The 13,615-nt window shown below is 73.0% G+C and carries 14 protein-coding genes; 12 read left to right on the forward strand and 2 right to left on the reverse strand.

Going from position 1 to position 13,615, the window contains the following annotated elements; all coding sequences use genetic code 11:
* The first annotated feature begins 122 nt into the window (after positions 1 to 122).
* The 12 genes from OHA68_RS09480 (at position 123) to OHA68_RS09535 (ending at position 11,071) form a co-directional block, all read left to right on the forward strand.
* Entirely contained in the window at positions 123 to 1,226 is a 1,104-nt protein-coding gene (locus OHA68_RS09480) for an inositol-3-phosphate synthase (protein ID WP_327107266.1), read from the forward strand.
* Positions 1,223 to 2,164: an SCO3242 family prenyltransferase gene (locus OHA68_RS09485; protein WP_327107267.1), complete on the forward strand. Its 942-nt coding sequence runs from the start codon at positions 1,223 to 1,225 to the stop codon at positions 2,162 to 2,164. Before OHA68_RS09480 ends, OHA68_RS09485 begins: the two co-directional genes overlap by 4 nt.
* Positions 2,161 to 3,096: a sugar phosphate isomerase/epimerase family protein gene (locus tag OHA68_RS09490; protein WP_327107268.1), complete on the forward strand. Its 936-nt coding sequence runs from the start codon at positions 2,161 to 2,163 to the stop codon at positions 3,094 to 3,096. The genes OHA68_RS09485 and OHA68_RS09490 overlap by 4 nt, the downstream gene beginning before the upstream one ends.
* On the forward strand, positions 3,047 to 3,538 hold the full coding sequence (locus OHA68_RS09495) for an EboA domain-containing protein (RefSeq protein WP_327107269.1): 492 nt from the start codon (positions 3,047 to 3,049) through the stop codon (positions 3,536 to 3,538). Before OHA68_RS09490 ends, OHA68_RS09495 begins: the two co-directional genes overlap by 50 nt.
* Complete coding sequence (locus OHA68_RS09500; RefSeq protein WP_327107270.1) at positions 3,535 to 4,383, forward strand: TatD family hydrolase; 849 nt, start codon at positions 3,535 to 3,537, stop codon at positions 4,381 to 4,383. The genes OHA68_RS09495 and OHA68_RS09500 overlap by 4 nt, the downstream gene beginning before the upstream one ends.
* 5 nt (positions 4,384 to 4,388) lie before the next feature.
* Positions 4,389 to 5,507: a metabolite traffic protein EboE gene (gene eboE / locus OHA68_RS09505; protein ID WP_327107271.1), complete on the forward strand. Its 1,119-nt coding sequence runs from the start codon at positions 4,389 to 4,391 to the stop codon at positions 5,505 to 5,507.
* Positions 5,507 to 6,853 carry an alkaline phosphatase family protein gene (locus OHA68_RS09510; RefSeq protein ID WP_327107272.1) on the forward strand — a complete coding sequence of 449 codons (1,347 nt, stop codon included), beginning with the start codon at positions 5,507 to 5,509 and terminating at the stop codon, positions 6,851 to 6,853. The genes eboE and OHA68_RS09510 overlap by 1 nt, the downstream gene beginning before the upstream one ends.
* A 113-nt stretch (positions 6,854 to 6,966) precedes the next feature.
* The gene (locus tag OHA68_RS09515; RefSeq protein ID WP_327107273.1) at positions 6,967 to 7,236 is read left to right on the forward strand and encodes a metal-sensitive transcriptional regulator; all 270 of its coding nucleotides are present in this window, start codon (positions 6,967 to 6,969) and stop codon (positions 7,234 to 7,236) included.
* A 74-nt stretch (positions 7,237 to 7,310) separates the two neighbouring features.
* Positions 7,311 to 8,648, forward strand: coding sequence for an MBL fold metallo-hydrolase (locus OHA68_RS09520; RefSeq protein ID WP_327107274.1), 1,338 nt, complete (start codon positions 7,311 to 7,313; stop codon positions 8,646 to 8,648).
* Positions 8,649 to 8,684: 36 nt separating this feature from the next.
* Positions 8,685 to 9,257: a rhodanese-like domain-containing protein gene (locus tag OHA68_RS09525; protein ID WP_327107275.1), complete on the forward strand. Its 573-nt coding sequence runs from the start codon at positions 8,685 to 8,687 to the stop codon at positions 9,255 to 9,257.
* Between the two features lie 53 nt (positions 9,258 to 9,310).
* On the forward strand, positions 9,311 to 10,222 hold the full coding sequence (locus OHA68_RS09530) for a sulfite exporter TauE/SafE family protein (RefSeq protein WP_327107276.1): 912 nt from the start codon (positions 9,311 to 9,313) through the stop codon (positions 10,220 to 10,222).
* A gap of 252 nt (positions 10,223 to 10,474) precedes the next feature.
* Entirely contained in the window at positions 10,475 to 11,071 is a 597-nt protein-coding gene (locus tag OHA68_RS09535; protein ID WP_327107277.1) for a DUF4352 domain-containing protein, read from the forward strand.
* A 132-nt stretch (positions 11,072 to 11,203) separates the two neighbouring features.
* Here the strand turns inward: OHA68_RS09535 and OHA68_RS09540 are convergent, their stop codons facing one another.
* Both OHA68_RS09540 and OHA68_RS09545 read right to left on the reverse strand, forming a co-directional pair.
* Positions 11,204 to 12,364, reverse strand: coding sequence for a M20 metallopeptidase family protein (locus OHA68_RS09540; protein ID WP_327107278.1), 1,161 nt, complete (start codon positions 12,362 to 12,364; stop codon positions 11,204 to 11,206).
* On the reverse strand, positions 12,361 to 13,599 hold the full coding sequence (locus OHA68_RS09545; protein ID WP_327107279.1) for an amidohydrolase family protein: 1,239 nt from the start codon (positions 13,597 to 13,599) through the stop codon (positions 12,361 to 12,363). The genes OHA68_RS09540 and OHA68_RS09545 overlap by 4 nt, the downstream gene beginning before the upstream one ends.
* Positions 13,600 to 13,615 lie beyond the last annotated feature (16 nt).

Here is a 13,615-nt window from a genome sequence, read left to right on the forward strand (position 1 = left end):
CTTTGTGGCTGACTTCTGGCGAAAATCGACGCATGTCCGTACGGCAGCCGACGAAATTCGGTCTTTACTTCCGGTAATTGCGGGTTTATACACCGATTATCAACATATGTCCGGAGGTGCCCGTGACCGTTGGTGTCTGGCTGGTCGGCGCGCGCGGTTCCGTCGCGACGACCGTCGTGATCGGAGCCGCCGCCATCAGGTCGGCGTTAGTCCCTGCCCAAGGCTGCGTGACCGAGTTACCCGGCTTCCCCGGCACCCTCCCCCGGATCGCCGACCTGGTCTTCGGCGGCCACGACATCACCGACATCTCCCTGCGCAAACGGGCCGAGCGGCTCAGCGAGTCCGGCGTCGTCCCGGCCGCCCTGCCCGCCCAGCTCGGCCGGGATCTCGACGCCGCCGACGCCGAGATCAGGCCGGGCGGCGTCCCGGTGGCCCGGATCGTCGCGGACCTCGTCGAGTTCCGCGAGCGGCACGACCTCTCCCGGATCGTCGTCATCAACGTCTCCTCGACGGAGCCGCCCGCCGTCCCCCGCCCGGAGTTCGGGGACCTGGCCCTGCTGGAAGCCGCCGGAGCGGACATCCTCCCGTCGAGCAGCCGCTACGCCTACGCCGCCTTCCGCGCGGGCTGCGGCTACGTGGAGTTCACCCCCTCCCCAGGACCGACGCTTCCCGCGCTCATGGAACTCGCCGCACGCGAGTCCGTGCCGTACGCCGGACGGGACGGCAAGACCGGCGAGACGCTGGTCAAGAGCGCGCTCGCGCCGATGTTCGCCGGCCGCGCGCTGCGGGTCCGATCCTGGTCCGGCCTGAACCTGCTCGGCGGCGGGGACGGGGCGACCCTGGCCGACCCGGCCGCCCGCGCGAGCAAGGAGATCTCCAAGGACCGCGCCGTCCCCGCCGTACTCGGTGAGGAGGTCGAGGGACGGACGCACATCGACTACGTCGCCGACCTCGGCGAGTGGAAGACCGCCTGGGATCACGTGACCTTCGACGGCTTCCTCGGCACCCGGATGTCCCTGCAGTTCACCTGGCAGGGCTGCGACTCCGCGCTCGCCGCCCCCCTCGTCCTCGACCTGGCCCGCCTCGTGGCCCGGGCGCACGAGAAGGGCCGGGTCGGCGTGCTCCCCGACCTGGGCTACTTCTTCAAGGACCCCCTCGGGTCCGGCGAACACGGCCTGTCCACGCAGTACGACCGGCTCCGCGCGTTCGCCGGGGAACTGGCATGAGGGACCAGGTACGGGCGTTGCTGGAGCTGGTACGGGCGCCGGCGGCGGTGTCGGTGCCCGGGGACACCCTGGCGGGGGCGGCCGGTGCGCGGCGGCCCGCCGTGTACGGGCTGGCGCTCGCCTCCACGCTGCTGTACTGGGCCGGGATGGCGCTCAACGACTGGTCCGACCGGGAGGTCGACGCCGTCGAGCGGCCCGAGCGGCCCATCCCGTCGCAGCGGGTCACGCCCGGCGCCGCGCTGGGCGTGGCGGTGGGGCTGACGGCCGGGGGCCTCGCCGCCGCCGCGCTCGCCGGCGGGCGCCGGAGCCTGACCCTCGCGGGCCTGCTCGCCGGCTGCGTCTGGTCCTACGACCTGCTGCTCAAGGGTACGGCCGCCGCCCCCGCCGCGATGGCCGCCTGCCGTACGCTCGACGTGCTGCTCGGCGCCGGGGAGCGCACCCGGAGGGCCGCGCCGATGGCTCTGGCGATCGGCGCGCACACGTACGGGATCAGTGTGCTCGGCCGGGCCGAGGTGAAGGGCGCCGGGCGCGGCACCGCCGACGCCGCCCTCATCGCCACCGCCACCGCCGCCACCCTCACCGCCTTCGCCTGCCTGCCCTCCCACCGCCCGGCCGACCTGCCCCGGGGGACGACTCGCCCAGTCCCTCGCCAGGCGGGCGCGACCGGCGGTTCCGGGGGGACGGCGGAGGCTGTCGGGACGGTGCTGGCGGGGGTGTTGCTGGTGGGGTACGCGGGGGCCGCCGCGCGCACGCAGGCGGGGCTGCGCGCCGATCCGAGCCCCGAGCGGGTGCGGGAGGCGGTGCGGACGGCGATCCTCGCACTGATCCCGTTGCAGGCGGCGGTGATCGCCCGGCAGGGCCGGCTCACCCAGGCGACCGCCCTGCTCGCCGCCCTCCCGGCCGGCCGCGCCCTCTCCGCCCGCATGGCGACCTCATGAACGCCCGGCCCGATCGCCACGCACCCACCCCGCACGCCCCGCACGCCCCGGACGCCCCGGACCCGGAGGCTGTGAACTGGGCTTACTGTACGAACGGGTTCTCCGGGCATCGGTTGCCGGAGGCGTTGGGGGTGCTCGCCGAGCTCGGGTACACCGGGGCGGCGATCACCCTGGACCACGGGCACCTCGACCCGTACGCCCCCGGCCTGGCCGGGGAGGTCGCGGCGGTCGGCAAGCTGCTCGGTGACCTGGGCATGAACGCCGTCGTCGAGACCGGGGGCCGCTACACGCTCGACCCCCGGCGCAAGCACTACCCCACGCTGCTGGACGACGCAGCCGACCGCCGGATCGACTACCTGACCAGGGCGATCCGGGTGGCCGCCGAGCTGGGCGCCCCGGTGGTGCACCTGTGGAGCGGCGCGATCCCGGCGGGCCTGCACCCGGACGAGGCGTGGGCGCGGCTGGCCCGGGGCTGCGAGCACCTGCTCCATGCGGCCGAACGCGGCGGCGTGGTGCTCGGGTTCGAGCCCGAGCCGGGCATGCTCGTGGCCGACCTCGCGGGCTACGAACGGCTGCGCGAGTTGCTCGGCGGCCCGGAGCGGCTCGGGCTGACGCTCGACATCGGGCATTGCCGCTGCGTGGAGCCGTACGACGTGCCGGAGTGTGTGCGCCGCGCGCTGCCGTACCTGGTGCATGTGCAGATCGACGACATGCGCCGGGGCGTGCACGAGCATCTGGAGTTCGGCGCGGGCGAGATCGACTTCCCGCCGGCGCTCGCCGCCCTCGACGGCTACCGGGGGCAGGTGGCGGTCGAGCTGGGCCGGCACGGCCACGCGGCGCCCGAGGTGGCCCGGCGATCGATCGACTTCCTGAGGAGAGCGCGTGAACGAGTGGACCACCCAGGCCGTACGGCAGACGCGGGCAGAGCCTGAGTCGGCGCACCGCCTGTTCCCCCAGGCCGAGCGGAAGGGCGGGCCGGGGGCGCGCCCGGCGCTGCTGGCCCTGCTGGACGCCGGGACGATCGAGGCGCTCTACCGGAACGGCGACGCGGGCGAGCGCCTGTCGATCCTGCGCGCGCTGCCGGACCTCGATCTCGGCCCGGCCGCGCTGCCGATCGTCGAGGACGCGCTGCGGACCAACGACACCCGGCTGATCGCCGCCGCGCTGGGCCCGTACGGCTCGCGCTGGCTGGACGATCACGCGTTCCGCCAGGGCGTGCTCAAGTGCGTGTTCATGTCGATCCCCCTCGCCGAGGTGGACGGCCTGGACCGGCGTCACGACGCCGAACTCACCCGGATGCTCGCCGATCACGCCGCCGAACGCCGGGCGGCGGGCCGTACAGTCCCCGAGGACGTGCTGGAGAGGCTCAGATGAGAATCTTCGACCCCCATATCCATATGACGTCACGGATCACCGACGACTACGAGCGCATGCGCGCCGCGGGCGTGCGGGCCGTGGTCGAACCCGCCTTCTGGCAGGGCCAGCCGCGCACCAACGTGGGCAGCTTCCTGGACTACTTCGACACGCTGCTGGGCTGGGAGCCGTACCGCGCGGCGCAGTACGGCATCCAGCACCGCTGCGCGCTGGCGCTCAACCCCAAGGAGGCCGGTGACCTCCGGTGCGCGGGCGTGCTGGCGGAGCTGCCGCGTTACCTGCTGAAGGACTCGGTGGTCGCGGTCGGCGAGGTCGGCTACGACTCCATGACCGCGCGCGAGGAGGAGGTCTTCGAGGCGCAGCTCACCATGGCGGCCGAGGCGGACCTGCCGGTGCTGGTGCACACGCCGCACCGGGACAAGACGGCGGGCACCCGCCGCACGCTCGACGTCGTGGCGGCCTCGGGCCTGCCGGCCGGGCGCGTCCTGGTCGATCATCTCAACGAGCTGACGGTCGGCATGGTCGCGGATTCGGGCTGCTGGATGGGTTTCTCCATCTACCCCGACACGAAGATGGACCCGGATCGCATGGTGGCGATCCTCCAGGAGTACGGCACCGCGCGGATGCTGGTGAACTCGGCCGCCGACTGGGGCCGCAGCGATCCGCTGAAGACCAGGCAGGTCGCCGACGCGATGGTGGCCGCCGGGTTCACCGCCGACGACGTGACACGGGTGCTGTGGCACAACCCGGTCGCCTTCTACGGCCAGAGCGGCAAGCTGGCTCTCGACGATCACGAGGCCGAGGCCCCCGCCGAGTACGCGGGCAACACGATCAAGCGAGGCTGACGGCGATGCGCCTGCTGCATCCGGACGGCTCGGTCGTCCATCTCGCCTACTGCACGAACGTCCATCCCGCCGAGGATCTGCCCGGCATTCGCGCCCAGCTCACCGGCTTCGCGGCGCGGGTGCGCGACCTGCTCGGCGTCCAGCGGCTGGGGGTGGGGTTGTGGCTGCCGTACGACGCGGCGCACGCGCTGCTCGCCGACCATGCCGAGCTGGTACGGCTGCGCGGCCTGCTCACCGAGCTCGGGCTGGAGGTGGTCACGCTTAACGGCTTCCCGTATCGCGGCTTCCACCAAGAAGTCGTGAAATATCGGGTCTACTCCCCCGACTGGGGATGCGCCGACCGGCTCGGTTACACCCTCGCCCTGGCCGAGATCCTCGCCGCCCTGCTCCCGGACGACGTCACCGAGGGCACGATCTCCACACTGCCCCTCGCCTGGCGTACCGGCTGGACGGGCGCCAAGGCGGACGCGACGGCGCGCATGCTCGCGGAGCTGGCGCGCGGCCTGCGCGAGCTGTCCGGGCGGGTCGGCAAGGTGATCCGGGTCGGGTTCGAGCCGGAGCCGGGCTGCGTCGTGGAGACCACCGCCCAGGCCGCGCGTCACCTGCGGGACGTAGACCGCGACTTCCTCGGCGTCTGCCTCGACGCCTGTCATCTCGCCGTCGGCTTCGAGGACCCGGCGATCGGGCTGGACCTGCCGATCGTGAAACTCCAGGCGTCGTGCGCGATCGAGGCGCCGCCGGAGGCGCACGCCGCGCTGGCGTCGTTCGACGAGCCGCGCTTCCTGCACCAGTCCCGCTCCGCCTCCGGCTTCACCGACGACCTGGCCGAGGCGCTGGCGGGTGGCCTGCCGGCCGGGGAGACCTGGCGGGTGCACTTCCACATGCCGCTGCACGCCGCGCCCCCGCCCCCGCTCACCACCACGTCCTCCTACCTGCGCGACCTACTCGGGACCCTGGTCGGCGGCACCGCGCCGCGCACCCGGCACGTGGAGGTCGAGACCTACACGTGGTCGGTGCTGCCCTCGGAGGGCGGCGTCACCACCAGCGGCCTCGCCGAGGGCATGGCCGCCGAACTCGACTGGACCCGGCGCGAACTGCTCGCCCTCGGCCTGAAGGAGCTTTGATGACCCCCGTCGTCGTCATCGATGTGGTCGGGCTGACGCCGCGGCTTCTCGCGCACATGCCCAACGTCTCCGCCGTCGGGGCCGCGGCCACCCTGCGGCCGGTGCTGCCCGCCGTCACCTGCTCGATGCAGGCCACCCTGCTCACCGGCGCGATGCCGCGCGAGCACGGGATCGTCGGCAACGGCTGGTACTTCCGCGACCTCGGCGAGGTGCTGCTGTGGCGCCAGCACAACGCCCTGGTCCAGGGCGGCCAGCTCTGGGACGCCGTGCCGGGTCTGAAGACCGCCAACGTCTGCTGGTGGTACGCCATGGGCGCGGCCAGCGACCTGCTCGTCACGCCGCGCCCGATCTACCACGCCGACGGCCGCAAGTCGCCCGACTGCTACACCCGCCCCCCGTCGCTGCACGACGACCTGGAGGCGCGCTTCGGGACGTTCCCGCTGTTCAACTACTGGGGACCGACCGCGGGCATCGCCTCCTCCCGGTGGATCGTCTCGGCCGCCCGCCACATCCTGCGCGAGGAACGCCCGGGGCTCCTCATGGTGTACGTGCCGCACCTCGACTACGACCTCCAGCGGTACGGCCCCGACGGACCCGAGGCCATCGCGGCGGCCAAGGAAGTGGACGCCGCGCTCGCGCCGCTGCTCGCCGAGGACGCCACCTTCGTGATCCTCTCCGAGTACGGCATCACCGCCGCCACGAGACCGGTCGACGTCAACCGGGCCCTGCGCCGGGCCGGGCTGCTGGAGGTGCACACCCAGGCCGGGATGGAGTATCTCGACCCGTGGGCCTCCCGCGCGTTCGCCGTGGCCGACCACCAGATCGCCCACGTGTACGTGCGCGACCCGGCCGACGTGGACCGCGCCCGTGACGTCGTACGGGAGCTGCCCGGGGTGGACGAGGTGCTCGACGGCGGCGGGAAGGCGCGCTACGGCCTGGACCACGAGCGGGCGGGCGAACTGGTCGCGGTGGCCGAGCCCGACGCCTGGTTCACCTATTACTACTGGCTCACCGACGACCGCGCGCCCGACTTCGCGCGGCTGGTGGACATCCACCGCAAGCCCGGCTACGACCCGGCCGAGCTGTTCATGGACCCCGCCGACCCGCTGGTGAAGGTCCGCGCCGGGCTGGCCCTGGCCCGCAAGACGCTCGGCTTCCGCTACCTGATGAACGTGGTCCCGCTGAACCCGGCCCCGGTACGCGGCAGCCACGGCCGCCTGCCCGACGACCCCGCCGACGGCCCGGTGCTGCTGGGCCCCTTCGACGGCGACGCCTACGCCGCGACGGAGGTGAAGGACCTGCTCGTCGGCCTGGCCAAGGAGGCCGGCGCGCGGCGGGTGCCCTGAAATCCACCCGGCCGGTCGCCTGACGGACCGTGGACGGCGGCGTCCTGTCGCTCCACGGCGGGACAAGCGGCCGACTTGCACCCACCTATACCCCGTGGGGTATGGTCGAAGGCATGGAGCTGAACGAAAGCATGGTGGGTGACGCCCTGACCCGGCTGAAGCGGGCACACGGCCAGCTCGCCGGAGTGATCGCGATGATCGAGGCCGGGGAGGACTGCACGAAGACGCTCACTCAGCTGGCAGCTGTGTCGAAGGCGCTCGACCGTGCCGGGTTCAAGATCGTGGCCAGCGGGCTGCGGCACTGCCAGGACGCCCAGAATCGTGGGGAGCAGCCGCCCATGAGCGTGGCCGAGCTGGAGAAGCTCTTCCTCGCCCTCGCCTAGCCATGCGGCCGCAGTTCGCGGCCGCATCTTTTTGCCCCATCGATACCCCCAGGGGTATGAAAGGAAGCACGTTCATGGATGTCATGTCATTCCGCACCCCGGGTCTGGGCGACCAGACCTACCTGCTCACCCACGAGGGCAAGGGCGTCCTCGTCGACCCCCAGCGCGACATCGACCGCTTCCTGCGCGCCGCGGCCGCGCGCGACGTCGATCTGCGGTTCGTGCTGGAGACGCACCTGCACAACGACTACGTCTCCGGCGCCGAGCAGGCCGCGCTGCGCACCGGTGCCGAGCTGGTGCTGCCCGCCGCCGCAGCCGCCGCCTACCGGCACACGCCCGCCTTCCATCTGGAGGAGATCGACGGCGGCGGGCTGGTGATCCGCCCGATCCACACGCCGGGTCACACCCCGGAGCACACCAGCTACCTGGTGCTCATCGACGGCGAGCCGGTCGCGATCTTCTCCGGCGGCAGCCTGCTGGTCACCTCGGCCGGCCGCCCCGACCTCCTCGGACCCGAGCGGGCCCGCTCGCTGGCCCGCCTCCAGTACGTCTCGCTGCGCCGCCTGGCAGCCCTGCCGCCCGGCCTCGCCCTGTTCCCGACGCACGGCGAGGGCTCGTTCTGCACGACGACCGGCGCGGGCCGCCTCACCTCCACCATCGGCTCGGAGATCGAGCACAACCCGCTGCTGGCCATCGACGACGCCGACAAGTTCGCCGACGAGCTGATGGCCTTCCCGATGCCCATCCCTGCCTTCTACCGGCACATGGGACCGGCCAACACCCTGGGCGTGCCGCCCATGCCGCCGGTGACCGTCCCCGCACTGGGCCCCGACGACGTGCCCGCCGCCTCCCATGTGATCGACATCCGGCCCCGCCAGGCACAGGCACGCGGCATGCTGCCCGGCTCGCTCGGCATCGAGTCGGCCGACGACTTCGGCAGCTGGGCCGGCTGGCTGCTGCCGTACCAGGAGCCCATCGCCCTCGTCGCCGAGCCCGGCCAGGACGTCGCCGAGGCCGTCACCCAGCTCGCCCAGATCGGCATCGACTCCGTCCACGGCGTCGTCCGCGACCTGGGCGAGGCCGCCACGCAGACGTACGAGCTGCTGGATCTCACCGCCTTCACCGAGCGGCTCGCCCAGCCGGACGCCCAACTGCTGGACGTGCGCATGCCCAGCGAATGGCGGCAGACATGGGTGGCGGGCGCGGTCAAGCGTTTCCTGCCCGACCTGTTCACCCAGGGCATCCCGGTCGAACTCGACCGCGACCGGCCGGTCCTGGTCGCCTGCGGCACCGGCCGCCGCGCCGCCATCGCCGGGAGTCACCTGGCCCGCCAGGGATACCGGCCGGTCGTGCTCACCGACGCAGGCATCCCCGACATCGTCACCGCGCTCAAGGCCCGCGACGCGGCCTGAACCGCACCAGATCCCACAGAAACAGGAGAACCTTCCTTGCCTCGCATCGACACCGCCTCCGCCCGCTCACTGCTCGCGGCCAACCCCGACGTGCTGGCCGTGGACGTCCGCACTCCGGCCGAGTACGACTCCGCCCACATCGACGGCGCCATCAACCTGCCACTCGACCAGGTCGACGCCCACCTCCGGCGCATCGTCACCGACGCGGGCGGCACCATGGTGCTCATCTGTCAGTCCGGCAACCGCGCCGAACGCGCCAGGCAGGCGCTCGCCGAGGCCGGCCTGACCGACCTGGCCGTCCTGGACGGCGGCATGAACTCCTGGATCGCCTCCGGTGCCCCCGTCATCCGAGGCCGGCCGCGCTGGGCGCTGGAACGACAGGTACGCCTGGTCGCCGGCACCATCGTGCTGACCTCGGTCGTGGCGAGCCTGTGGGCGCCCGGGGCGGCGATCGTCGCCGGGCTGGTCGGCGGCGGGCTGGCCGTGGCCGCGCTCACCGACACCTGCGCCATGGGCATGCTGCTGGCCAAGCTGCCCTACAACCGGGCAGGCGGCTTCGACGTCGAGGCCGCCATCACCGCGCTGCGCCGGGATCCCTCCCGCGCCTGAACCCGTGGCGATCAAGGCCGCTCTGTGATCTCTCAATACCCCCGGGGGTATAAATGACCGTGCTGACCCTCGCCGCCGCCGTCCTGGTCGGAGTGGCCCTCGGCCTGTTCGGCGGCGGCGGGTCGATCCTCGCCGTGCCCATGCTGGTCTACCTCGCCGGAGTCCCGGCCAGGGCGGCCATCGCCATGTCGCTGTTCATCGTGGCCGTCACCAGCGCGGTCAGCGCCATCGGCCACGCCAGGGCCGGGCGCATCCGCTGGCGTACCGGACTGATCTTCGGGGCGGCCGGCATGGCCGGCGCGTACGGGGGCGGGCTGATCGGCCCGCACCTGCCCGAAGCCCTGCTGATGGGCGCCTTCGCGGTGATGATGGTGGCGACCGCCATCGCCATGATCCGCAGCCGCCGGACCCCGGTGGCCGGGGAGCCCCGGCGAGACCTTCCCGTCCTGCACGTGATCGCCGAAGGCGCCGGTGTCGGCCTCGTGACGGGGCTCGTCGGGGCCGGCGGCGGGTTCCTGGTAGTGCCCGCGCTGGTGCTGCTCGGCGGGCTGCCGATGGGAGTGGCGGTGGGCACCTCGCTCCTCGTCATCGCCATGAAGTCCCTGGCCGGACTGGCCGGATACCTGCACAGCATCACGATCGACTGGTCGCTGGCTCTGCCGGTGACCGCGGCGGCCGTAGCCGGTGGGCTGATCGGCGGCGCACTCGCCGGCCGCCTGCGCGCCGACCGGCTGCGCAAGGCGTTCGGCTGGTTCGTCCTCGTCATGGGGGCCTTCGTGCTCGTCCAGCAGGCACCGCCCACGCTGCTGCACAGCCCCTGGGCCATCGCGCCCGCGGCCGTCGCGGGCCTGGCGGCCATGACCATGCTGGTCCTGCGCCGGCGCCGCGGCGGTCACCCGCGCGCAAGCCGTCGGCCGCCCACGGCCGTCGACGCCCCGGAGCCCGGCGCGCGGCCCGCCGGCTGACACGAGCAGGTGCCCGGATACGGACATGCGGGGTGTTGTGTGTCAACCAAACGCATGCTTGAAACGTCCCACAGCGCAATCCCCTTCGTCTGGAGTCGCGCCATGGGCTATCCGCAACAGCCGCAGGACCCGTACGGGCAGCAGCAGCCGTCAGGGCCGTACGGATACAGCGGGCCCCAGCCGCAGCACGGGTACGGGTATGGGTACGGTCAGCAGCCTCCTGGCCCGCCGCCTCGCCGCAACAACACCGGCATGATCGTGCTGCTCGCGGTGGGCCTGCCGCTGCTCCTCCTGGGAGGGTGCGCCGCCGTGGTGCTGGTGTTGGCCGACACTGGACAGAGGCCCGTGGTGACGGAGGCGGATCCGCCCGCGCTGGTCGTGCCGTCACGTCAGCCGGAGTCGAATGCCGTGCCATCGGCGAAGGCCCAGCCGTCCACCGCGGCAGTAGGGGGCGCCCTCACGCTGGCGGGAATGGATCCCGGGCTGAAAATGACGGTGACCCTCACCAAGGTGGTGAATCCCGCCACCCCTGATCAGTACTCGAAGCCGAAGACGGGCAACAAGCTCGTCGCCATCGAACTCACGCTGGCGAACTCGGGCCAGGCGGTGTACGACGACTCTCCGACGAACGGCGCGGCGCTGATCGACAGCGAAGGTCAGCAGTTCCGGTCCACCTACTCCGACGTGCGGGAGGGGCAGGAGTTCGGCGGCACATCGACGATCAACATGGGTGATTCCCGGAAAGGTGTGATCGTGTTCGAGGTGCCGGAGTCGGCGCAGCCGGCCAAGTTCCAATTCGCTTTGGACAGCGGGTTCGCTGATCAGACGGGTGAGTGGGCGCTCGGCTGAGAGCACTCGCCCGCATCCGATCCAGCGCGGGCCGGATCAGTGCGACGCCGAATCCAGGCAGGCCCGTCCGGCGGGTGGTGCCTTGAGCCTCCCGTCGCCGGGCCGGGCACAGGACGCCGGGGGCCATCGCCGCTACATCGCCTCCGCTGCCGCGAGGTAGCCGGCCAGCATGGCGAGGGCCACGTTCCGTACGGCGTCGTCGTCGGGGAGGAAGCGGGCGCCGTGCAGGCGGGCGGCCGTGCCGTCGCCCACTCCGACGAACATCATCAGGCCCGGCAGCACCGCCGACAGGTAGGAGAAGTCGTCGGCACCGAACGACTGCAGCGTGCGGGACGGGGTCAGGCCGAGCGTGCCCAGGTGGGCGCCGGCGCGGGCGGCGAGCCGGGGGTCGTTGTGCAGGACGGGCTCGCCGTGGGTGATGGTCACCGTGGCCTCGCAGCCGTGCGCCCGTGCGACGAGCTGGGCGACCTCCGTCAGCCGGTCGTGCACCCGTGCGCGTACGTCGTCGCTCATCGAGCGGAGGGTGCCGCTGGCGGAGGCCGTGTCCGGGACCACGTTGGGGGCGCTGCCGGCCGCCAGGGTGGAGACGCCGAGGACGGCCGAGCTGGTCGGGTCGACGTCGCGGCTGACCACGCGTTGCAGCGCGACGATGACGTGCGCGAGCGCGAGGACGGGGTCGCTGGTCAGGTGGGGGTAGGCGGCGTGCCCGCCGTGCCCGTTGACGACGATGGCGAACTCGTCGGCGGCGGCGTTCACCGTGCCGGGGGTGGCGGCGACCTCGCCGATGGGCAGCGTGGGCTGGACGTGCGCGCCGATGATGGCGGTGAGCCGCTGCCCGGCCAGCAGGGGCGACTCGGCGATGTCGCGGGCGCCGGAGGGATAGGTCTCCTCGCGCGGCTGGAGCACCGCGACGAGCGGCACCGCGTCAGGGGTGGCGGCGACGGCGTGGGCGAGTGCGACCAGGGCGGCGATATGCACGTCGTGTCCGCAGGCGTGCATCCGGCCGGGCCGGGTGGAGGCCCAGACGACGCCGGTCCGCTCGGTCACGGCGAGCGCGTCCAGCTCCGCTCGGATGCCGACCGCGGGTCCGGGGCCGCCGACGCGCACCAGCGCGCCCGTACCGGCCACCTCGTGCACCTCGCCGCCGGGCAACTCGGCGAGGACCAGGTCGCGGGTCGGTCTTTCCTGCCCGGACAGGTCGGGGCGGGCGTGCAGCCGGCGGCGCAGCTCACCGGCCGCGGGCAGCTCTTTCTCCAGCGCGGGCAGCAGCCGCGCAGCGAGGCTCGCCCTCATCCAGCGTGCTCCGTGCCAGGAACGCCCGGGACATCGCCATGCTCCCCGCCGGGAACGCCCGGGACATCGCCGTGCGCCCCGCCGGGAACGCCCGGGACGTCGGCGTGGGGCGCGCCGCCTTCGTCCAGGCCGTAGACGCGCAGCGCGTTGCCGGCGCCGATCATGGTCGCCACCCGGATCGCGTCGGCCTCGGTCCACTCGCCGGCGTCGATCCAGCGTCGCAGCGCCCGGCCGAGCCCCCGGCGGAACAGGTGGGCACCGAGGAAGTGCAGCTCGGCGGGGCCCCAGGCGTCGGAGGAAAACAGGATCTTGGCGAACGGGGCCAGCTCCAGCGACTCGGCGATCAGGGCGTCGGAGCGGCTGCCGGTGTAGTTGACGCCGAGGCCGACGTCGAAGTAGACGTGCGGGAACACCTGCGCGAGGTAGCCCGCGTTGCGGTGGTAGGGGTAGCAGTGCAGCAGCATGACGTCCACGCCGTGCGGCTCGACCAGTTTGAGCCAGCGGGTGAGCAGCAGCGGGTCGCTCAGCCGTAGCTCGACGTCGGGGTCGCCGTAGCCGACGTGCAGTTGCAGCGGCAGGCTGTGCTCCACGCCCGCCCACAGGGCGAGGCGCAGCAGCGCCGGGTCGTCCACCCGCCACTCGCCGCTCGTCTCGGCGGCGGCCAGCCAGCGGCCCGCGGCCTCGACGACCTCCCGGTCTCCGGGCGGCTCGGGGTCGAAGGCGAAGCCGTGCCGGTAGGCGATGATGCTCTTCAGCCCGACCGCGCCCGCGACGCGGCGGGCCAGCTCCTCGCGGAAGCGTCCGGGCAGGTCGGCGGCCGAGACGCCGGACGCGGCGGTCTCCTCCAGCACCCGTTCGAGCCGGACGACCTCGTGCGCGGGACGTCCCGAGACGGCGGCCATCGCGGCGGGGCCGAGCACGTCGTCGCCCCGGTAGCCGGTCTCCACCAGGTAGCGGCCGATGCCGCTCGCGGCCAGCAGCCGCCGGTTGACCTCGGCCGCGCCCAGCTCGGCGCGGCAGGCGAGGTAGTCCTCGGGCGAGGCGTGGGCGGGCAGTCCGAGGACGGGCGCGCACCAGCGGCGGATCGCGAAACCGATCTGGGAGTCGAACTGGGTCATGTACGCCGGGATCGGCCGGTCCGACTCGGTCACCAACGTCTCGAACGTGGCCCGGTCGAGGTCGTCGGAGGAAGCTCCGTGCACGTGGTGGTCGACCAGAGGGAGGCCGGCGAGCACGGCCTCCAGGCCACTG

Source organism: Nonomuraea glycinis (assembly GCF_035920485.1).
Taxonomy (GTDB): domain Bacteria; phylum Actinomycetota; class Actinomycetes; order Streptosporangiales; family Streptosporangiaceae; genus Nonomuraea; species Nonomuraea glycinis.